Source organism: Furfurilactobacillus cerevisiae (assembly GCF_048961765.1).
In the GTDB taxonomy this organism is placed as follows: domain Bacteria; phylum Bacillota; class Bacilli; order Lactobacillales; family Lactobacillaceae; genus Furfurilactobacillus; species Furfurilactobacillus milii_A.
Map to the genome: position 1 here is coordinate 921,550 of NZ_CP185253.1, position 20,407 is coordinate 941,956.

A 20,407-nucleotide genomic window follows, 5' to 3' on the forward strand; every position below is an offset into this window, starting at 1 on the left:
CAGCGACACGTCACGTGGAGCTGAATCCTTTTTTCATCGGTCGTTTTTTCGCTGTGTCAGTATGCTATAATTTCGGTTAGACGTTCATGAACAGTGAATTTACTTAACCACGCGTTGTGGTGTGATTAAGCTTTGCGGAGGTTCGGATGATTTACGGAACGGGCATTGATTTAACAGAAATTAATCGGATTCAAACACTAAGGCAACGTTTTGCGGCATTTGTGCCTAAAGTTCTAACGCCTGCTGAGCAAGACGTTATGAATAAGTTGAAAGGTCAGCGTCAAAATGAATTTTTGGCTGGCCGCTTTTCTGCTAAGGAAGCCTATAGCAAGGCCTATGGGACTGGTTTAGGCAGCGCCGTTGGCTTTCAAGATGTTGAAATTTTGGATGATGATGAGGGCAAACCGCATCTTACCAAACAGCCGTTTGACGGGCCAGCTCATATCTCCATTTCGCACACTGAAACGCTGGTCATGACAGAAGTTATTTTAGAAACCGTGGATTCGACACGGTAACATGAAAGAAGCGATTAATACGGTACCTGCACAGATTATTGGTTTACACCGACCAACAGTGGCCCACGTCAATTTAGCGGCCATTCGTCATAATGTAGAAGCAGAATTAAAACGGACTAAGCCAGGTACGGAAATGTTTGCGGTTGTAAAAGCGAACGGGTACGGACATGGCCTTATTGAAGCCGGCCAGGCATGTTTGGAAGCCGGCGCAACAGGTTTGTGTGTCGCTATTTTGGATGAGGCACTGACATTACGGGCGGCCGGAATTACTGTGCCAATCTTAGTGCTCGGTATCACTCAGCCCCAGTGGGCCGGTCTCGCAGCTGAACAGGAAATTTCGTTAACGGTAGGTGATTTAGATTGGTTGACGACAGCCTTGCCGCTGTTGGCAGAGGCCCAGGCTGCGCCACTGAAGATTCATCTCGGTTTGGATACGGGGATGGGTCGCATTGGTTTCCAAGAACCGGCCGCTTTAAAAACAGCTGTCGATTTCCTGAAGGACCATGAGGATGCATTTATCTTTGATGGCATTTTTACCCACTTTGCAACGGCTGACGAACAGGATACGACGTACTTCAATACGCAGTGTCAACGCTGGCAAGCATTTATGGCAGTTCTACCAGAAAAGCCCCGTTATGTTCATGTTTCGAACACAGCTACGTCATTATGGCACGATGCTTGTAACGGCAACATGATTCGCTTTGGCGTGGGCATCTATGGATTGAACCCGTCTGGCGGCTCAATCACTGCGCCTTATTCGTTGGAGCCAGCATTGTCGTTGACGACTCAGTTTGCGTTTGTCAAACATCTGGCGGCGGGCAAATCAGTCAGCTATGGTGCTACTTATACGGCTAAGGAAGATGAGTGGGTCGGTACTTTGCCAATTGGCTATGCTGATGGGTATCCACGGCGAATGCAAGGATTTCATGTTCTTGTTGATGGTCAAGCCTGTGAAATCATTGGTCGTGTTTGTATGGATCAGTTAATGGTTCGTTTGCCACACGAATATCCAGTTGATACGCGTGTGACGTTAATTGGTCAGGATGGTGAACAAACGATTACAATGCAGGACGTTGCTGATTACGCTGGGACGATTCATTATGAAATCGCCACCACCTTGGGCATGCGGGTTCCGCGGGTGTATGAAAACCGGTAAGGATTGGTAAAACGGAATATTACATTTCTGAATTGCAAACGACATTCTGTGGGCTTCATGATAGAATGGGTTTACCAAGTTGATTGGTAGTTGTAAAGATGCGGGGGAGTTAGCCATGGCAAGTGATGCACATCAGGTCCCAGTGAGTTTTAACGATACAACACTGACGGACCTTAAAGCATATTGTGAATTTTTTAGTGTTGATCAGGACCAGCTAATTAACACTGTCTTGTGCCATTTTTTAGAAAACCATGAGTCTGCTGATTTAAACAAGTTAGCTCAGGGCTACTTAGCTATGGGTCAACTGAATGAAGAAATCGCAGATGAGTTTTCTGCGTCTGAGGCAGAGGCCTCCAGACTTGACCAATAACCGTAACGGGTTAACATTGGTTTAGGAGCTGAATGCTCCGCCTACATATTTTGAAGAGGGTGTCCCAATTGGCAGCAGTTGAAGTTAAACGGGGCGACATATTTTACGCAGATTTATCCCCAGTCGTGGGATCTGAACAGGGTGGCATGCGCCCTGTTTTAATTGTGCAAAACAACATTGGGAATCATTACAGTCCAACGGTGATTGTCGCCGCTATTACAGCAAGAATCAGTAAACCAAAAATGCCGACACATATCGGTATTCCGGCGGATCAAAACGGAGTGGGCAAGGATTCAGTTATCTTGCTTGAACAAATTCGCACGATTGACAAGCAACGTTTACGCGATCGCGTGACGCATCTCGATAATGGCGCCATGAAGCGTGTTGATCATGCGCTTGGTATCAGTGTTGGTTTAGTCGAACGAAATTAAATTTAAAAACGAGCATTCATGAGTTTCAAATTCTCATGGGTGCTCGTTTTGTGTTTGGACAGTTTCAGTGGCACTGGTCTAACCTAGGTTTTGCTTTCGCCTCCGGTTGGCCGCTTTTGAAATCGATTGTGGGACCGGTTCAAGCCGGAAGTGCACCGTCTTTCACCTCGCCGAAAAGCCTCGTGAAAGGCCGAGTCTATTCGATCGTCCGTGATGTAAATCCGAAAAATGCATTCGGATTAACATCACCTTCACAATCGGTTTCAACGCGGCCGCCCTACGGCTGATGTAACAGCAGGTTGCCACTAAAGCGACAAATGCTGCACGCAAATACGAATTACAAGCTGTGCATCGATGTGCATCGACGACCAGGCCGTTGCTACATTCCCAACGCTGAGTGAGAATAGCCGACGATCAAATACCGTGCTAATAATGGCGTTCTTCATTAACGGTGCTTTTGAAATTGTTGCTGGTTCTTGATGATTGCAAAAGGTGTGATGGTGAAGTTACTTAAATTTAGTAGCTGGAAGGCGTCAGTGTTGAAACCGACTGTGAAGGCGGCGTTAATTCGGTGAACTGTCCGAATTTAGGCCGCGGACGAGCTTTGAGACTTCGGGTTATGAAGGCTTAAAGTCGAGGTGGAAGACTGCGGAGCAGGCTGAGACCGGTCCCCACAGGAGGTTTCAAAAACTGACAACTGGAAGCGGACGGGTAAAACACTGCAATTAAATTCTTAGGAGTAGCATCCAACAAAAAATCAGGTAACAGACCGACGTTTTCGTCAATTTGTTACCTGATGTTATTGAATAGTCATCTAACAGGCGGCTATTCTGTTTTTAAGTTTTCAACTTCCGACACACGGAACTGTTTGCGATTCAACGCTTTGATGATTTTCTCGCAACGTTCTTCGTCCACATCAGCAGGAAGGGTAAACAACGTCCGGTGAACGAGTTCGCCAGCCTGCACATCCAGGGTCATACATGAAGCGATGGACGTGTATTTAGTAATGATCTTCGACATGTTTGTCAAATCGCCGCGTTCACCTTGTGACACAACGGTTAAAACATAACTTCCAACGTTGAAGTTCCAACTCTGTGACAGCATGTCTAGCAGTCGAGTATGGGTCAAAATACCGTAAAAGTAATTATTTTCATCCAAAACAGCGATGTAAGGCAAATCTTTAATTGAGAAGAACACCTTGAAGAAAGCATCGTTGATGAAAATAAACTTAGTCGCATTTTTTAATAGTGTCGTTACAGGTAGGCTCATGTCACCACCACGAGATTTATGACGGTAAATGTGCATCTTGTAAATGTTACCGCGGAAAATTTTGCCAGTTTCATCTAGAATGGGCACACAACGAAAGCCCGAATCTTCGAGAACCTTCAGAGCTTCTTCCAATGACACATCTTCGCGGACGGTCGTGATGCTCTCGTAGGGTTTAACGAGTGTTTTTAATAACATAGGTGTTCCTCCAAAAATTAAAAAATGATAAGAATAGTTGCAATCATCATACCACATTCAAGACCCAAAAAGGGGACTCGTAAATTTATAATTCGTTTGCAATGACCTGACCGTTAACGGCAAAACCCTTTCGGACAAAAAACGCCGATGCCCGGATCTCCAAGCATCGACGCCTCAAATATTTCAAAGACTATTGATTACAAACCAGTTTCCTTAAAGCCGTTTTCACGAACTTCTTTTAAGGTTGCTGCGGATTTGCGCATCTTGTCCATTTCACTGTCAGACAATGGTACTTCCACAACGTGGTCTAAACCTTCACCGTTAATAACGGCTGGGGTACCAATGAAGGTATCAGTCAAACCGTATTGGCCGTCTAATGCTGCACCAACAGGTAAAATAGCATTTTCGTCACGTAAGATGGCACGTGAAATCCGCATCAAAGCAGTGGCAACACCGTAGAAAGTTGCGCCCTTGCGGTTGATGATTTCGTAAGCCTTGTTACGAGTTTCGTCTTCGATCTTTTCAAGTTCTTCACGAGAAACACCTTGGTCTTTAGCAATCATTGATAATGGCTTACCAGCAATTGTTGCTTCGTCCAAGTTAGCGAATTCTGAGTCACCGTGTTCACCCATGATAAAGGCGCTAACGTCACGTGCGTCAACGTTAAATTTCTTACCCAAAGCAACACGTAAACGTGATGTATCCAAAGAAGTACCAGAACCGATGACGCGGCTCTTGTCGAACCCGGAGAACTTCCATGTGGCATAAGTCAAAATATCGACTGGGTTTGCAGCAACTAAGAAGATGCCTTTGAAACCTGAGTCAACAATCGGCTTAACAATAGTTGATAAAATCTTGAGGTTCTTGTTAACCAGGTCCAAACGTGTTTCGCCTGGCTTTTGTGGTGCGCCAGCTGTGATAACAACTAGGTCAGCATCCTTAGCATCGCTGTATTCACCAGAGTAGATCTTCTTTGGTGAAACCCAGGCAAGCGCATCTTCAAGATCGAGTGCGTCCCCTTCAGTGTGGTCTTTAAGGATATCAACAATGACGAATTCTTCTGCGAGTCCTTGTTGTGCCATGGCGAATGCGTAACTGGAACCAACAGCGCCATCGCCGACTAGTACAACTTTTTGATGATTTGCAGCCAAAATAATCATCCCTTCACAATATAAAATTTTATTTTGAAACCACTGTCATTATATCATAGGGGACTTTGTGAAATACAGGAATAAGTCGTTTGTCATGAGGTTCTAATGAGTGTGGTGCACCAGCGTTTGTGCTATAATTGACGCCTAGATACGAGTAGGGTGTTTGCCGCACAACGCAGGCGCCAATGACACTAACCAATGCGCAAAAGTGGCTGGTAGATCACGTGATTGTGATTTACCAGCACTTTTGCATGTTTTCAAACGTTGGTTAAGTTTACAAATAAATTGAGGTTATTGAATAATGAAAATGATTGTTGGTTTAGGAAATATTGGACCACAGTATGATCGTACGCGACATAATGTCGGTTTTATGGTAATTGACCATGTTGCGGAAGAATATGGTGTGACGTTCAAACGTGCTAAACAAGAAGCACTGATCGGTAGCACACTGATTAGTGGTGAAAAGGTCTTACTGGTTAAACCGACGACATACATGAATGATTCGGGGCGTGCAGTGCGTCCGTTAATGGATTATTACGACATTCCGTTGGAAGATGTCATGATTGTCCATGATGATATGGACTTGCCAATTGGTAAAATTCGTTTGCGCCAAAAAGGATCCGCGGGTGGGCACAATGGTATTAAAAGCATCATTGCTTACGTTGGCACGCAAGCCTTTAAACGGGTGCGTGTCGGTATTGACCACCCAACGCGAATGAGCGTCGTTGATTACGTGCTTGGTCGCTTCACTGCTACTCAGACGATTGGCATTCGTAGTGGTATGGATGAAGCTCAGGCCGCGATTGAGAAGTGGGTCGAAGGCACAAAGTTCGACGAAGTAATGAACGAATTTAATTAAATTATCACGGACTATTAGAAAGGTTATTTATGGAAATTCAGGATTTTATGCGCCGTGCACCTGAATATCAGCAAATTGTTGCCGCAACTAATATGGGCCGACAATTAGTAACTGGTATTAACGGCTCAGCGCGGACACTGTTGATGGCGACCATGTTTATGGACCAGCAACAAACACAGCTAATGATAACCGATACGGCATTTCATGCTGGTCAATTGGTAAACGACTTACAAAATTTATTGCCTGAAAACCAAGTTTTCAATTTTCCTGCAGAAGAAATGTTGGCTACTGAAATTGCCACCAGTTCACCAGAATCGCGGGCAGAGCGTGTGCAGGCTTTGCACGCGCTACAATCTGATCAGCCGGTCATGGTAGTGACAGATTTGGCCGGATTACGGCGTTTCTTGCCGCAACCTGCTGATTTTAAGCAGGCCAGTTTGGTAATTGAAACAGGCGAAAACTATGATATGGCTAACTTGCAAACGCAGTTACACCAAATGGGTTACGGCCACGAACAGTTAGTGGCCCGGCCTGGTGACTACGCGATTCGTGGTTCAATTATGGATATTTATCCGCTGGATGCGGATTATCCGGTACGGATTGATTTCTTTGACACTGAAGTGGATTCTTTGCGGACGTTTGATCCGGAGAACCAACGCAGTATTGATACGATTGATAACGTGACGGTTTTGCCGGCAACTGAATTCTTGGTCAGTGACGCGCAACTAGCTGCTGGTAAGAAAGCGCTGCAAAAGCAAGTTAACAAACAGGCCGAATCGTTGACTGGCGAAGATAAGAAAGCTTTGTTAGCTCATTTTAGTGTATTGCTAGCTGATGATGCGACACCGAGTGCTACCCCTGAACTAGGCCTGTATGCGAACCTGTTTTATGACCAAACGGCTGGACTGATGGATTACTTGCCCAAAGATGCGGTGGTATTAGTTGATGACTATGGTCGTTTACTAGATACTGATCGACGCATTGATGAGGACGAGGCCAACTGGATCACCGACCGTTTGCGAACTCACGAAATGTTACCTGACCAGGACCTGAGCTTAGATTTCCGAACAGTCATGCGGGAAGTTAAGCGCCAACAGATCTTCTTCTCACTGTTTCAGAAGGGGATGGGTAACGTCCGGTTTAACAAGCTGACAAATTTTGTCAGTCGTGAAATGCAAAAGTTTTTCGGTCAGTTGCCTGTATTAAAGGGTGAGGTTGAACGCTGGCAAAAACAGAAGCAGACGGTTGTCATCATGGTCAACAATGAGGACCGGATCAGTAAGGTCAATGATACGCTTCACGACTTTGGCATTTCTGCTTCGCTGGATAAGGCAACTAATTTGACGCCGGAAAGTGTTCAGGTCGTGCCTGCTACATTACAAAGTGGGTTCGAATTGCCGAGTGCTAACTTGGTGGTCATTACGGAAACCGAAATGTTTGCCAAGGTGACCCAAAAACGTGCGCGTCGGCAGACTTTGGCTAACGCTGAGCGGTTGCGTAGCTATACGGAATTGAAGCCGGGGGACTACGTGGTTCACGTCAACCACGGAATTGGTCGTTTTGAAGGGATGCAGACCATGGAAGTGGATGGTGTGCACCAGGATTACATCACAATTGATTATCAAAACAATGCGAAGATTTTTATTCCGGTCACCCAGTTAAATCTCATTCAGAAATATGTTTCATCTGAAGACAAAACTCCGCGCATCAATAAACTTGGCGGGACCGAGTGGGCCAAGACTAAAAGCAGTGTGGCTCGTAAGATTGAGGACATTGCGGATGAACTGGTGGATCTTTATGCTGCTCGTGAAGCGCAAAAGGGCCATGCTTTCCCGAAGGACGATGCCTATCAAGAGGAGTTTGAAGCGGCCTTCCCTTATGTGGAAACACCAGACCAGCTTAGAAGCACGGATGAAATTAAGCATGATATGGAACGTAACAAGCCAATGGACCGTTTGTTAGTTGGGGATGTTGGCTTTGGTAAAACGGAAGTTGCACTCCGGGCTGCGTTTAAAGCCATTGAAGATGGACGTCAGGTGGCCTTTTTGGTACCAACCACCATTTTGGCTCAGCAGCATTACGATACCATGGTGTCACGATTTGAAGGTTTTCCGATTAAAATCGGTATTCTGTCCCGGTTTGATACGCCAAGCCAGATGCGGGCAACGTTGGCTGAGCTAAAAGCCGGTGATATTGATATCGTTGTTGGGACGCACCGTTTGCTATCAAAAGACGTGGAATTTAAGGACCTCGGTTTATTGTTAGTTGATGAAGAACAGCGTTTTGGGGTCAAACACAAGGAACGGATCAAGCAAATGCGTTCTTCAGTTGATGTCTTGACGCTGACGGCCACTCCAATCCCACGAACTCTGAATATGTCAATGATTGGCGTGCGTGATTTGTCAGTTATCGAAACACCGCCAGCCAATCGTTATCCGATTCAAACCTATGTGATGGAAGCTAGTCCAGCTGCATTACAAGATGGCATTGCCCGTGAAATGGCTCGCGGTGGCCAAGTATTTTACCTGCATAATCGTGTTGACGACATCGAGCGGGTCGTTGAACAAATTCGTCAACTAGTGCCAGAAGCGCGGGTTGCTTATATTCACGGTAAGATGAGTGAAAACCAGTTGGAAAGTGTACTCTACGACTTCATTCGTGGTGAATACGATGTGCTTGTAACGACGACGATTATCGAAACTGGTGTGGATATTCCCAACGTTAATACGCTGTTTGTGGAAAACGCTGACAGAATGGGTTTGTCTCAACTTTATCAGTTACGTGGTCGAATTGGTCGTAGTAACCGCGTGGCATATGCGTACTTCACTTATCAACCGAATAAGGTACTGACAGAAGAAAGTGAAAAGCGACTTGAAGCGATTCGTGATTTCACTGAATTAGGCTCTGGATTCAAGATTGCCATGCGTGATCTCTCAATTCGTGGTGCCGGTAATTTACTTGGTCAACAGCAGCACGGGTTTATTGACTCCGTTGGCTATGACCTGTATACGCAAATGTTGTCGCAGGCGGTCGCTAAGAAACGTGGTAAAGAAGTGAAGGTTCGTTCTGACACCGAGATTGAACTAGGTGTCGAGGCTTACTTGCCAACGACCTACATTGAGGATCAACGTCAGAAAATTGAAATTTACAAACGAATTCGTGAATTGGAAAATGAAGACCAGTATGTGGAAGTCGACGAAGATCTGATTGATCGGTTTGGCGATTACCCAACTGAGGTTGCCAATCTCTTAGCTATTGGTCACCTTAAGATGGTGGCTGATCAAGCCCTGATTAGTAAGATTCGGCGTGTGGACGACAATATTAACGTGACTTTGTCCAAACAAGGGTCTGTGTTGTTCAATGGTGAAGATATCTTTAAAGCGTTGGCTAGCACTAAATTACGGGCGACAGTCAGTGACGAAGATGGTAAGATGATGGTCAAACTTGTGATTCAACCGAAGATGACTGAGGCCCAGTGGTTAGCATCTCTGTCTGCGTTTGTCAGTGCCTTGGCGGATAGGACAGAAGAATTGGCCACTACGGCATCAACGGCTGAACGAAAGGAGTAGCCATGCGCAAACAAGCAGCCACATCGTCGCACCCTAAACGGCGTCGACAGTCACGTGGTCTGGTGAACGGCGCTTTACTGTTATCCTTTGCTGCGCTGATTGCAAAGGTGTTGAGTGCGTTTTACCGGATTCCGTTGCAAAACTTGGTCGGCAATACTGGTTTTTATGTCTACCAGCAAGTGTACCCACTTTACGGAATCGCGATGACGTTTGCGTTGAGTGGGTTACCGGTATTTATCTCAAAGCTTATTGCCGAAATCGATGAGGCGGCGGTTCGTCGTCAAGTTGCCAAACGGGTTTTGATTATTTTAGCCGTCTTTAGTGGTTGTTTGTTTGGACTCCTGTTTTTCGGTGCTCCAGTAATTGCTGTTGCGATGGGTGATCGCGGGTTGATTCCGTTGATTCAAGTCGTGTCGGGGATGGCTTTATTCATGCCGGGATTGGCAGTTGGTCGTGGTTACGCGCAGGGGCTCTTTGACATGAGGCCGACAGCAATCTCTCAGGTTGTTGAACAGGTGCTGCGGGTTGCCATTATCATTCTGGTTGCCTGGTTGGCCGCTTCCCAGCACTGGATTGTGTATCGCATGGGTGCTTGGGCAATGAGTGGCGCGCTGTTTGGTGCAGTAGCGGCACTGATCATATTTGTGCCATTTTATCAACAGTTATTTGGCCAACAAGACCAAGTTGTGCTGTCAAAAGACTATGATTGGTTAGTGTTGGCGCGCAGATTATTGCGCGAGGGTGGCACGATCTGCCTGTTTGCAGCGGTTGTCCTGTTACTTCAATTGGTTGATTCATTCACGGTCAAACGTGGTTTGGTTGGCGCGGGGATGACTCAAGCTGGTGCCAAGTCACTTAAAGGTGTCTATGACCGAGCTCAGCCGTTGATTCAATTGGGACTGGTCGTGGCAACCAGCTTTTCTGCAACATTGTTGCCAACGTTAAGTGCGGCCCTTAATGGTCGACGAGAAAAAGCAGTACAAACAACGTTGACGACGCTGATCCATGTCAGTGTAGCGTTATCAGTAACGGCGACTGCGGGACTGATAGTGTTAATGCCAATGATCAACTTGGTGTTGTTTGGCAGTATGACGGGCAGTATGGCGCTTGCCATTTATTGTTTAAGTATCGTTTTCGCCAGTTTAATCAGCACGTATAATAGTATTTTGCAAAGCATGAACCAGTACCGCTTGTCATTAATGGCCTTATTGGCCGGAGTGTTGGCAAAGGCACTATTCAACTATCAGGCGGTCGTTTCGTTTGGTATCAACGGGGCCAGCTGGATGACAGTAATAAGTCTGTTTGTCATGCTGGTGGTGATCTGGCTTGGCAGTCCAGCGGAAATGCGTGAAGCATTAACAGGGGGCCGATTTGTCCGCAAGCTAGGATTAGCAACCCTGGTGATGGCCATCATCACCGGTTTTATTGCCAATCAACTGCAACTGTCGTTAGGACCAGGCCGAATATCCGCTATTTGGGTTACTTTAGTTGGTGTGATCGTTGGTGTCATAACCTTTGTTGGCATGGCTTTGTGGACTCGGCTCTTCTCGACGCGTGAGTGGTTGACACTCCCTGGCGGCAAACGGTTATTGAAAATAATCGTGCAGTTTGAAAATAATTAATTCTTATGAGAGATGGCAAATTCTATAATTAATCCGAACAGAAATTAAAAAGCCCAAAGTAATCACTTACAATGGTAGTAGCTAATTCCAACCAATATAGGGAGTGATTACTTTGGGTACATCTACTTTATCACGTTTTCAACGTGGCGCACTAGCACAACTGGTCAATGAGGGGAATAAATCTTACCAAGTAATGGCTGACGCCTTAGGCGTCGCCAAAGCTACGATTAGCTATGAGTTGGACCGGGTTAAACCTTATGATCCAGAATTAGCTCAGCAAGATGCAGATCGCAAAAGGCGGAATTGCGGTCGTCGTTCGATGCTGACGGCAGCATTAGCGACTTTAATTACCAATCACTTACGATTAACCTGGTCACCAGAAACCATTGCGGCCGCTTATAACTTGAGCACTGCGTCAATTTATAATTGGCTTAATCGTGGCTGGCTCCCCTTCAAATTGACTGATCTACCCAATCGGAATGTCCGCCAGCACCGAGTGAGCGAAAATCGTGGGAAATTTACAAGTGGGACTTCCATCGAACAACGGCCAACAACTGTTAATCAACGGTTAGCTTTTGGTCATTGGGAAGTAGATACGGTGCTTTCTAGTCGAAGTGAGTCACGATCATGTCTGGTTACATTCGTAGAACGTAAGACCCGACTTCTATGGGCCATCAAAGCCCCTAATAGAACGGCTAAGGCTCTAAACACCGCCTTTGGCAAGTTTATGGGGGCCTTCGGTCCCCAAGTAAAATCCATTACTGTTGATCATGGTAAAGAGTTTGCCAATTATCAGGCCTTAGAACAGGATTATCAGATCAAAGTTTATTTTTGCCATCCATATTCACCATGGGAGCGAGGTTCCAATGAATATTTTAATAGACGGTTACGCTGGTTCTTCCCGAAAAAGACCAATTTTAGCCAAGTAACGACTGATGAGATCCTAGCAGCACTTGAACTAATTAATCAACGACCATTAAAAATACATCATCAACAGACTGCCATTGAAAGATTCCGGGCTTGTTCGGATTAAACTTGTAATTTGCCAGATAAAAATAAACCTCAATTGTCAAATCAAGTGCAACACTAAGAATCTATTCTTAGAAGTGGTCTAGTTGCTAAGCTAGTTCAGGCATTAGATCGGCTGGGCAGCGATAGTTCAATGACCGCCGTAGCCGGTTGTTTAAGGTATCTTGAGCCAGCTGAATGTCAATGAGTGAGGCCGAAGCCAAGGATCTGCCCTTCGGGAAGAACTCGCGCAAAAGGCCGTTAGTGTTCTCATTGGTTCCACGTTCCCATGGTGAATAAGGATGGGCAAAGTAGATGTCAGTTCCCTTGACTTGACTCAAGCTTGAGAACTCAGCACCATTATCAAAAGTAATGGTTTTAAAGTGCTCGGTTCCATAGTCATATAAGGTATTCTGGAGGGCTTTCAAGCAAGTGTCGGCATGATAATTGGGAAGTTTAACGATGATCTCTAAGCGACTAACACGTTCAGTCAAAGTCATTAATGCTGGCTCAGATTCAACCCGTTTGCCTTTGACCAAGTCACCTTCCCAGTGTCCAAGCTCTTGACGCGCTTGAACCATGGCGGGACGCTCTTCGATTGAATGGCCCAGATTTTTCTTATTGATTCGATGATGCTTTGCCCCGGGGCATTTAATCCGGCGACGTAGTTTAGCTGGTAGGTCTGAATTGCGGATAGCTAAACGCTGGTCATCAATATACCGGTACACCGTCGGTGTTGAGGGGCAGACAAGCCTTGGGTGATCAGTCTTGAATTGGTGGACAAAAGTATCCACACTATGCATCCTGGGACGCGCTTTTAAAGCTGTCACCAAAGCATTACAGAAGGTTTGACAATGATCAAAGAGTCCACGATAACAGCTATTTAGTCGGTGCTTACGATAAATTGCTTCACCAGTTTCTGCCAGATATGACTGTTCAAAGATATGAGTACTAGCGTTAATCTGTGTCGTTGTCCCACGTTTTAATTCACGTGAAATCGTGCTGGGATTACGATGAAGGGCCTGGGCAATCCGGCGGATAGACCAATCTAAGTCCCTTAGGGATTCAATTCGACCACGTTCAGCTAAATTGAGTTGGTGATACTGATTAGATATGATATTCTTAATTCGGGTCATGAAGATACCTCTTTCTTGTTTGTGGTGAATTAAGAATAGGTCTTCATGGCCTTTTTGACTAGTCTGAATAAAGAACTGGTCTATTAGAGCAGGTGTTGCACTTCAATTTTAAATCGAGGAGATAAAAATAAATCGAAATAAAGAAAAGTGAGGAACTAACGATGCGGTTAGATAAATTTTTGAAAATTTCCCGAATCATCAAACGACGTCCAGTGGCAAAAGAAATTGCTGATAAAGGACGAATTACAGTTAACGGTAACCAGGCCAAATCATCCAGTAACGTAAATGTTAACGATGAACTGGTTATTGCATTTGGCAATAAAACATTAACGGTAAAAGTGGAACAATTGTTGGAGACGACCAAAAAAGAGGACGCAGAAAAAATGTACAAGATTGTGTCTGAAACCTATGCTAAGGATTACCGTACTCAGGAGTAGGGCGGCCGCTTGCATAACGAAAGTACGTTCGTATTAAGATGGAGTTAAACCCTTGATGTGTAACGGAATTGTCATTTACATTCAATTTTTCCGTTGCTATACTTTAAACAGTTGCTTAGAAAAAAGTGAATCTGTGACAAGGTGGCCAAAAAACGATGGAAAACGGACAATCTGTTCATCAATTGAATAACGATTATGTTAAACGGTTACGTGAAAGCGAACGTCAACATAATCAGCAGCAACATGATTTGTCCCACCGTCGTCGGCGGCGTGCTTTAAGAATCATAGCGGTGTTTGCTGTGATTGCTGTGCTTAGTTTTTGGGCATACGAAAAAAATGTCGCTAATCTTAACCAGATTAATGCGGAAAATGCCAAGACAAGCCGGCAACTAAAAACCGCAAATGAAAAAAATGGTCAACTTAACCAGCAGGTAAAACAATTGCATAACGATACTTATCTTACGCAATTGATTCGTGATAAGTATCTTTATTCGAAGAATGGTGAGATTGTTTACAATCTACCGAAGAATTCTAAATAGTTATTTGTTGAATAACAGCCGCAGTGACTTTGTCCGCGACTGTTTTATGTTACAATCATGGTAATTTTATGATATGCACCATACTAATGCAGGAGGATATATTTTTTTATGGCAGTGGAAGTCGGTAACAAGGTTTCTGGCAAGGTAACAGGCATCACGAACTTTGGTGCGTTTGTTGATTTAGGTGAACACCAGAGTGGATTAGTTCATATCAGCCAGATTTCGAATGAGTACATTAAAGATATTCATGATGTTCTGAATGTCGGCGATGAAGTAACGGTAAAGGTGTTATCGATGGAAAAGGGAAAAATTGCCCTTTCCATGAAAGCTGCTGAAGACCGTCCTGCAACGACTCAATCTCATGGTGAACATAGTCGTGGTGGGAATCATGAACATCACGAAAATCATGAAGGGCACGAGTTTCATAATGGTGGTCACGACAATCACAGCAACAATCATGGCCGCAATGAGCACGGTAATAGTCGCGGTGGTAACCGAGGCCATCAGCCTGATAACAGTTTTGATGGCATGATGGCTAGCTTCTTAAAAGATAGTGAGCAGCGGCTTGCAACACTTAAACATAATACTGAAGGAAAGCGTGGCGGTCGTGGTGGCCGTCGTAGCTAGTAATTTAAAGCGAGATACTGGCGGCAAAAGCCATTTTGCTGATTGACGTTAAATGTCAAAATCACAGGGACTTGTTTTAATGTAAATGATCCCACTCCCAAATTCGGGAACGGGATCGTTTTTATTATTTAGTGAAAAAACTTGACCGGTATGTTGATTAAGTGGGAATGTTGGTTAAGCAACTGTTTACCGAATGAAAATTTTGCTGACCGGCTTAAAAGGAGTCAATCGATGGATCGAGTTTTACAGCAGTTTTTGACTGCGAATCAAACACATCATTTGTGGCAGTCAGATGATACAGTGGTTGTTGCTGTATCAACAGGCGTAGATTCAATGACGTTACTACACCTTTTTTTGAATTTGCCAAATCAGCAACGACCTTCCTTGGTGGTTGCCCATGTAAATCATCAACTGCGAAAGCAAAGTGATGTGGAAGAAGCCTTTTTAAGAGATTATTGCAAACAGCTTAACGTCCCGCTGGTGGTTGCCCACTGGCTGTCAAAGGATCATCCCGACACTGGTATTGAAGCAGCGGCTCGCCGTTTTCGCTACGATTTTTTTGAACAAGTGATGACAGAATATCATGCGACATTGCTGGCAACGGCACATCAGGAAGATGAAACGGCAGAAACTGGACTCATGCGGCTCATTGAAGGCCGAAGCATGACAGAACCGTTGGGGATTGCTTGGAAACGTTCGTTTGGTAAAGGCGACCTGATTCGCCCCTTACTCGGCATTAGTAAGACGTCCATCCGCGATTATGCACGTCGACAAAATCTGCAGACGTTTGAAGATGAAACTAATACGCAACTGACAAACAAAAGAAATCGGCTTCGTCACCAGATTTTGCCACTGTTAACGAAGGAAAATCCGTCGTTCAAGCACGATTTTGCCAATAATCTGAATGATCAAGTTGCTGTTAATACATATTTACAGCAGCAAGCCTCATTAGCACTTGTCGATATTGGTCATTCTGTTGATGCCTTATTGCGGCATCCGATGCCAACCCTGTTGCTTTTACGCCAAGCGTTTTCGGAACGAGTAACGGATGGGATGACAGCATCAATCGAATTGACTGCTTGGCATAACGCGGTTGACGCGCTCATGTCTGCCAAGTCCGAGTTTAACGTTGACTTGGGGGCAGGTTGGCAACTGTGTCGACGGTACGATGAATTCACTTTTAAACGATATGCCAATAATCCGCAAAAAAACGCGTCCCAGCAACAACCAGTAAGGGAAACTATGGTAACATTAAACAAATGGACGGCTGTGACAGAGACGTGTCAAGTGGGACTGTTTGATGCAAGCCAGGTAGTCACCATGAGGCCAGATTTTCTGAGCGTACATTTGCATGTTGACGCAAGTGAATTACCGTTGTTGATTCGGCAGGCTAAAGCTACGGATCAGTTGGCATTAAAAAATGGTCAACATCAATCAGTTAGACGAGTGCTAATCAACCAAAAAGTGCCATTGGAGGACCGTCCACATCAATTAATTGTGACGACGGTTAACAATGAGCCATTATGGTTAGTTGGTCGTCGCGTAGCTGTCACAAAGTCGGATCATCAGTTAGTCGAAATTTGCGTGAGATTGAGGCAAGGAGTGGAACATGAATAACGACATTGAAAAAACGCTCTACAGTGCGGAAGAAATTAAGGCAGCCGCACACCGATTAGGGATGCAATTGACAGAAGATTACCGGGACAAACGGCCCATTTTGATTTCAGTTCTTAAGGGCGCTATTCTCTGGACGGTAGACGTCATGAAGGAAATGGACATTATGGCAGAAGTCGATTTCATTGATGTGTCCAGTTATCACGGCGGTCTGGCCTCAACTGGTGAGATTCATCTCATTCATGATTTAAGTGCGGATGTCGCAGGTCGTAACGTTATCATCATGGAAGATATTATTGATACTGGGAGAACACTTAAGTTCTTGATCGATTTGCTAAATGAACGTCACGCTAAGGACATCAAGGTATGTACCCTGTTGGATAAACCAGAGGGGCGCGTCGTTGAAGCAAAAGCTGACTATGTCGGTTTCCAGCTGCCAAAAGAATTTGTGGTCGGTTATGGGCTGGACTACAAAGAATTTTATCGTAATTTACCATACGTCGGTGTTCTTAAACCGGAAGTTTATGAGAACGATAATTAGTAATTATACGAAATAGTGCATTAATCAAAATGACCTTGTAAATGAGGGTCAGCGAGAGTGTTCTCAAGAAACTTTAGGAAAAGCGAAAATAAGCGTTATTTTTGTTTGGTCAAGATAGGTCAATTGTGCTATGATATGATTCATCAACGGGGGTAAACCCGTTCAGTTCAGTTTTCTGGACAAAAAATACTGAATTATGCTGTCAGGAGGCACTGTATGAACTCACGCCGAAACGGACCAGTCCGCAACAGCCTGTTCTGGATCGTGATCTTCTTGTCATTTATGGGAATCTTGTATTTCTTCTTTGGCAATAGTTCCGGATCACAGACTCAGAATATTCGCTCTAGTGAATTTGTTCGTAATTTAAAGGATAACAAAATTAAGAACTTTCAGGTGCAACCTGCCGGTGGCGTTTACAAGATTACCGGTGAGTATCGGAAAGCTCAAAAAGTTTCCAATAACAGTAATTCAGCACTTGGACTAGGTAACAATCAATCCAGTAAGGCAAAGAGCTTTACCAGTTCTATTCTTGAAAATAACGCAAGTGTAAAACAGGTAACAGACGCCGCTGCTAAACATAACGTAAAGATGGACACTAAGGCAGAAGAATCCAGTGGTTTCTGGATTAATCTGATTAGTTTAATCTTACCGATTGTCTTGATTGGTTTCTTCTTCTATATGATGATGGGTCAGGCTGGTCAAGGCGGTGCCGGTGGTCGTGGCGGTGTCACGAGCTTCGGGAAATCCCGTGCTAAACCTGCTGATCCTAAGAGCAACACCGTTCGTTTTAGTGATGTTGCTGGTGAAGAAGAAGAGAAACAAGAATTGGTCGAAGTTGTTGAATTCTTGAAGGATCCTCATAAGTTCACCACGCTGGGTGCACATATTCCAGCGGGTGTCTTACTCGAGGGCCCGCCTGGTACTGGTAAAACATTGTTAGCGAAGGCTGTTGCCGGTGAAGCTGGCGTGCCATTCTTCTCCATGTCTGGTTCAGACTTCGTTGAAATGTTTGTCGGTGTTGGTGCTAGTCGTGTTCGTGACCTGTTTGATCAGGCCAAAAAGAGCGCACCATCGATTATCTTTATCGATGAAATTGATGCCGTTGGGCGTCAACGTGGTACCGGCATGGGCGGTGGTCATGATGAACGTGAACAAACATTGAACCAATTGTTGGTTGAAATGGATGGGTTCACTGGTAACGAAGGTGTTATTGTCATGGCAGCTACTAACCGTTCTGACGTTTTGGACCCAGCTTTGTTACGTCCTGGTCGTTTCGACCGGAAGATCCTAGTTGGTCGTCCAGACGTTAAGGGCCGTGAAGCAATTCTGAAGGTTCACTCAAAAGGCAAGCCATTGGCAGCCAATGTGGATCTAAAAGAAATTGCGAAACAGACGCCAGGGTTTGTTGGTGCAGACTTAGCTAACTTGCTAAATGAAGCTGCTTTGTTAGCAGCTCGTCGTGGTAAAACTCAAATCGATGCGGCTGACTTAGATGAGGCCGAAGATCGCGTTATTGCTGGGCCGGCCAAACATGACCGGGTTATCTCTGACCAAGAGCGTCGAACCGTTGCTTTCCATGAAGCCGGTCATACAATCGTTGGGTTGGTACTTAACGATGCGCGTGTGGTTCATAAAGTAACGATCGTTCCTCGTGGACGCGCTGGTGGTTATGCCATCATGTTGCCACGTGAAGATCAAATGCTGATGAGTAAAAAGGATGCTAACGAACAGATTGCCGGTTTAATGGGTGGTCGGGCCGCTGAACAAATCATCTTTAACTCCGAATCATCTGGTGCTTCGAACGACTTTGAACAAGCAACACAGATTGCTCGTTCAATGGTTACTCAGTACGGGATGAGTGACAAATTGGGGATGGTCGCACTTGAAGGCGAAAACCAAGCTGCGATGGCTCAATATGGTCAACAGCCTAATTATTCACAAGAAACGGCTTCACTGATTGATGAAGAAGTTCGCCGTTTAACTACAGAAGGTTACACGGAAGCTGTTAACATCATTCAGAGTCACCGTGAACAGCATAAGCTGATTGCGGAAGCCTTGTTGAAGTATGAAACGTTGGATGAAAAGCAAATCCTTAGTTTATTCAAGACAGGCAAAATGCCTGAAACGCAACCTGCAGATGAAAATCCGCAAGCGGCAACATTTGAACAAGCCAAGAGTGCTTTGCAACAACGTGAACAGGAACGTGCGGCAGAACATGAAGTATCAACTTCAGAATCTGCTCAACCTGATCAATCTGCCAGTGAGAGTGCAAACAGCCAAGCTAATAGTGCTGCAAGTGCGGATCACAGCGATGATTCTTCAGACTCCAACCAGTTATAATAATGAGCACATTATCGGAAATTAGGCTGTTTTCGATAATGTGCTTTTTGTTTTTACCAAATGGAAGACTGGCGTTTGACTAACGTTTTTAATGTAATTGCGGTATACTAACTTTCAGAATTTTTTCAAGGAGTAAACTATGGCTAACTATTTAGTTAAAAGTATTATTGACGATGGTAATTTTCGTGCCTACGCCGTCAACTCAACCAATGTTGTTGCGGAAGCACAGCAGCGACATGACACATGGAGTGCGTTTTCGGCAGCCCTGGGGCGTACACTAACCGCTACACTATTACTTTCCACTTCGTTGATGAAGGGGCAGGAAAGTATGACTGTCAAGGTTCAGGGAGATGGGCCAGCAAAGGGGATTGTGGTTGATGCAGATGCCAATGGCCACGTTAAGGGCTACATTGTAAATCCCCATGTCCACTTACCATTAAACGATAAGGGACATATTGATGTTGGTGCCGCTGTTGGCAAGAATGGTGCATTGTCGGTTACCAAAAACTTAGGTTTGGATAAACCGTACACTGGTCAAGTTGCCTTGGTCAGTGGTGAAATAGGTGATGACTTCACATATTACCTAGCACAATCTGAACAGATTCCATCAGCGGTAGGCGTGTCTGTCTTTGTTGAAAAGGACAACAGCATCGGCGTTGCCGGCGGATTCATGATTCAGGTGTTGCCAGGTGCGTCTGACAAAGCGATTTCAGAGCTTGAAGCCAGTCTGAAGGACTTACCTCAAGTGTCACAGTTACTCCGTGATGGTAAAACACCGGAAGATATCTTAAATGATCTGTTTGGCAAGGAGCGGGTCAAAGTTTTGGAACGTGTACCCGTTAGTTTTCAATGTGATTGTTCAAAGGATAAATTTGCCAAAGACCTGGCCAGTTTACCGGACAAGGACCTTAAAGATATGATCACTGAGGATCATGGTGCTGAAGCAGTTTGCCGTTTTTGTGGTAACAAATATCAGTTTAGTGAACAGGAACTACAAACGATTTTGAGCGAAAAGAACGCGTAGCGGA

Annotated in this window: 18 protein-coding genes; 15 read left to right on the plus strand and 3 right to left on the minus strand. The window is 44.9% G+C overall.

The window, feature by feature from the left end:
• Positions 1–146 precede the first annotated feature (146 nt).
• The 4 genes from acpS (at position 147) to ABUE36_RS04345 (ending at position 2,472) form a co-directional block, all read left to right on the plus strand.
• Complete coding sequence (gene acpS, locus ABUE36_RS04330; RefSeq protein ID WP_017260497.1) at positions 147–515, plus strand: holo-ACP synthase; 369 nt, start codon at positions 147–149, stop codon at positions 513–515.
• A gap of 1 nt (position 516) precedes the next feature.
• Positions 517–1,671, plus strand: coding sequence for an alanine racemase (gene alr / locus ABUE36_RS04335; RefSeq protein WP_161002321.1), 1,155 nt, complete (start codon positions 517–519; stop codon positions 1,669–1,671).
• Between the two features lie 115 nt (positions 1,672–1,786).
• Positions 1,787–2,041, plus strand: coding sequence for a hypothetical protein (locus tag ABUE36_RS04340; protein ID WP_017260495.1), 255 nt, complete (start codon positions 1,787–1,789; stop codon positions 2,039–2,041).
• Between the two features lie 68 nt (positions 2,042–2,109).
• Entirely contained in the window at positions 2,110–2,472 is a 363-nt protein-coding gene (locus ABUE36_RS04345; RefSeq protein WP_017260494.1) for a type II toxin-antitoxin system PemK/MazF family toxin, read from the plus strand.
• Between the two features lie 825 nt (positions 2,473–3,297).
• Here ABUE36_RS04345 and cbpA read toward each other — a convergent pair.
• Both cbpA and ABUE36_RS04355 read right to left on the minus strand, forming a co-directional pair.
• Positions 3,298–3,936 carry a cyclic di-AMP binding protein CbpA gene (cbpA, locus tag ABUE36_RS04350; RefSeq protein ID WP_421017230.1) on the minus strand — a complete coding sequence of 213 codons (639 nt, stop codon included), beginning with the start codon at positions 3,934–3,936 and terminating at the stop codon, positions 3,298–3,300.
• A gap of 197 nt (positions 3,937–4,133) precedes the next feature.
• The gene (locus tag ABUE36_RS04355; protein ID WP_017260491.1) at positions 4,134–5,096 is read right to left on the minus strand and encodes an L-lactate dehydrogenase; all 963 of its coding nucleotides are present in this window, start codon (positions 5,094–5,096) and stop codon (positions 4,134–4,136) included.
• 292 nt (positions 5,097–5,388) lie between these two features.
• Between ABUE36_RS04355 and pth the strand changes: the two genes are divergently transcribed.
• From pth to ABUE36_RS04375, 4 genes are all read left to right on the plus strand, one after another.
• Complete coding sequence (pth, locus tag ABUE36_RS04360; RefSeq protein WP_161002322.1) at positions 5,389–5,946, plus strand: aminoacyl-tRNA hydrolase; 558 nt, start codon at positions 5,389–5,391, stop codon at positions 5,944–5,946.
• A 29-nt stretch (positions 5,947–5,975) separates the two neighbouring features.
• Positions 5,976–9,515, plus strand: coding sequence for a transcription-repair coupling factor (gene mfd, locus ABUE36_RS04365; protein WP_421017231.1), 3,540 nt, complete (start codon positions 5,976–5,978; stop codon positions 9,513–9,515).
• Between the two features lie 2 nt (positions 9,516–9,517).
• Positions 9,518–11,137: a putative polysaccharide biosynthesis protein gene (locus ABUE36_RS04370; RefSeq protein WP_421017232.1), complete on the plus strand. Its 1,620-nt coding sequence runs from the start codon at positions 9,518–9,520 to the stop codon at positions 11,135–11,137.
• Positions 11,138–11,249: 112 nt separating this feature from the next.
• Positions 11,250–12,170, plus strand: coding sequence for an IS30-like element ISLsa1 family transposase (locus ABUE36_RS04375; RefSeq protein ID WP_011373852.1), 921 nt, complete (start codon positions 11,250–11,252; stop codon positions 12,168–12,170).
• Between the two features lie 85 nt (positions 12,171–12,255).
• Here the strand turns inward: ABUE36_RS04375 and ABUE36_RS04380 are convergent, their stop codons facing one another.
• A complete protein-coding gene (locus tag ABUE36_RS04380) occupies positions 12,256–13,281 on the minus strand; it encodes an IS30 family transposase (RefSeq protein WP_010619295.1) in 1,026 nt (341 codons plus the stop codon).
• 161 nt (positions 13,282–13,442) lie between these two features.
• On the opposite strand from ABUE36_RS04380, the gene ABUE36_RS04385 reads away from it, so the two are divergent.
• From ABUE36_RS04385 to hslO, 7 genes are all read left to right on the plus strand, one after another.
• Complete coding sequence (locus ABUE36_RS04385; RefSeq protein ID WP_161002325.1) at positions 13,443–13,718, plus strand: RNA-binding S4 domain-containing protein; 276 nt, start codon at positions 13,443–13,445, stop codon at positions 13,716–13,718.
• A gap of 155 nt (positions 13,719–13,873) precedes the next feature.
• Complete coding sequence (locus ABUE36_RS04390; protein ID WP_161002326.1) at positions 13,874–14,257, plus strand: FtsB family cell division protein; 384 nt, start codon at positions 13,874–13,876, stop codon at positions 14,255–14,257.
• A 108-nt stretch (positions 14,258–14,365) separates the two neighbouring features.
• Positions 14,366–14,884: a S1 domain-containing RNA-binding protein gene (locus ABUE36_RS04395; protein WP_161002327.1), complete on the plus strand. Its 519-nt coding sequence runs from the start codon at positions 14,366–14,368 to the stop codon at positions 14,882–14,884.
• A gap of 231 nt (positions 14,885–15,115) precedes the next feature.
• The gene (gene tilS, locus ABUE36_RS04400) at positions 15,116–16,501 is read left to right on the plus strand and encodes a tRNA lysidine(34) synthetase TilS (RefSeq protein WP_421017233.1); all 1,386 of its coding nucleotides are present in this window, start codon (positions 15,116–15,118) and stop codon (positions 16,499–16,501) included.
• Entirely contained in the window at positions 16,494–17,039 is a 546-nt protein-coding gene (gene hpt, locus ABUE36_RS04405) for a hypoxanthine phosphoribosyltransferase (protein ID WP_421017234.1), read from the plus strand. Before tilS ends, hpt begins: the two co-directional genes overlap by 8 nt.
• 216 nt (positions 17,040–17,255) lie before the next feature.
• Positions 17,256–19,379, plus strand: a complete 2,124-nt coding sequence (gene ftsH, locus ABUE36_RS04410; RefSeq protein WP_161002330.1) for an ATP-dependent zinc metalloprotease FtsH — start codon at positions 17,256–17,258, stop codon at positions 19,377–19,379.
• Between the two features lie 139 nt (positions 19,380–19,518).
• A complete protein-coding gene (hslO, locus tag ABUE36_RS04415; protein WP_161002331.1) occupies positions 19,519–20,403 on the plus strand; it encodes an Hsp33 family molecular chaperone HslO in 885 nt (294 codons plus the stop codon).
• Positions 20,404–20,407 lie beyond the last annotated feature (4 nt).

Coding starts and splice junctions, on each gene's coding strand:
- acpS (WP_017260497.1), top strand. CDS start 147: ATGATTTACGGAACGGGCATTGATTTAACAGAAATTAATCGGATTCAA.
- alr (WP_161002321.1), top strand. CDS start 517: ATGAAAGAAGCGATTAATACGGTACCTGCACAGATTATTGGTTTACAC.
- ABUE36_RS04340 (WP_017260495.1), top strand. CDS start 1,787: ATGGCAAGTGATGCACATCAGGTCCCAGTGAGTTTTAACGATACAACA.
- cbpA (WP_421017230.1), bottom strand. CDS start 3,936: ATGTTATTAAAAACACTCGTTAAACCCTACGAGAGCATCACGACCGTC.
- ABUE36_RS04355 (WP_017260491.1), bottom strand. CDS start 5,096: ATGATTATTTTGGCTGCAAATCATCAAAAAGTTGTACTAGTCGGCGAT.
- pth (WP_161002322.1), top strand. CDS start 5,389: ATGAAAATGATTGTTGGTTTAGGAAATATTGGACCACAGTATGATCGT.
- mfd (WP_421017231.1), top strand. CDS start 5,976: ATGGAAATTCAGGATTTTATGCGCCGTGCACCTGAATATCAGCAAATT.
- ABUE36_RS04370 (WP_421017232.1), top strand. CDS start 9,518: ATGCGCAAACAAGCAGCCACATCGTCGCACCCTAAACGGCGTCGACAG.
- ABUE36_RS04380 (WP_010619295.1), bottom strand. CDS start 13,281: ATGACCCGAATTAAGAATATCATATCTAATCAGTATCACCAACTCAAT.
- ABUE36_RS04385 (WP_161002325.1), top strand. CDS start 13,443: ATGCGGTTAGATAAATTTTTGAAAATTTCCCGAATCATCAAACGACGT.
- ABUE36_RS04390 (WP_161002326.1), top strand. CDS start 13,874: ATGGAAAACGGACAATCTGTTCATCAATTGAATAACGATTATGTTAAA.
- ABUE36_RS04395 (WP_161002327.1), top strand. CDS start 14,366: ATGGCAGTGGAAGTCGGTAACAAGGTTTCTGGCAAGGTAACAGGCATC.
- tilS (WP_421017233.1), top strand. CDS start 15,116: ATGGATCGAGTTTTACAGCAGTTTTTGACTGCGAATCAAACACATCAT.
- hpt (WP_421017234.1), top strand. CDS start 16,494: ATGAATAACGACATTGAAAAAACGCTCTACAGTGCGGAAGAAATTAAG.
- ftsH (WP_161002330.1), top strand. CDS start 17,256: ATGAACTCACGCCGAAACGGACCAGTCCGCAACAGCCTGTTCTGGATC.
- hslO (WP_161002331.1), top strand. CDS start 19,519: ATGGCTAACTATTTAGTTAAAAGTATTATTGACGATGGTAATTTTCGT.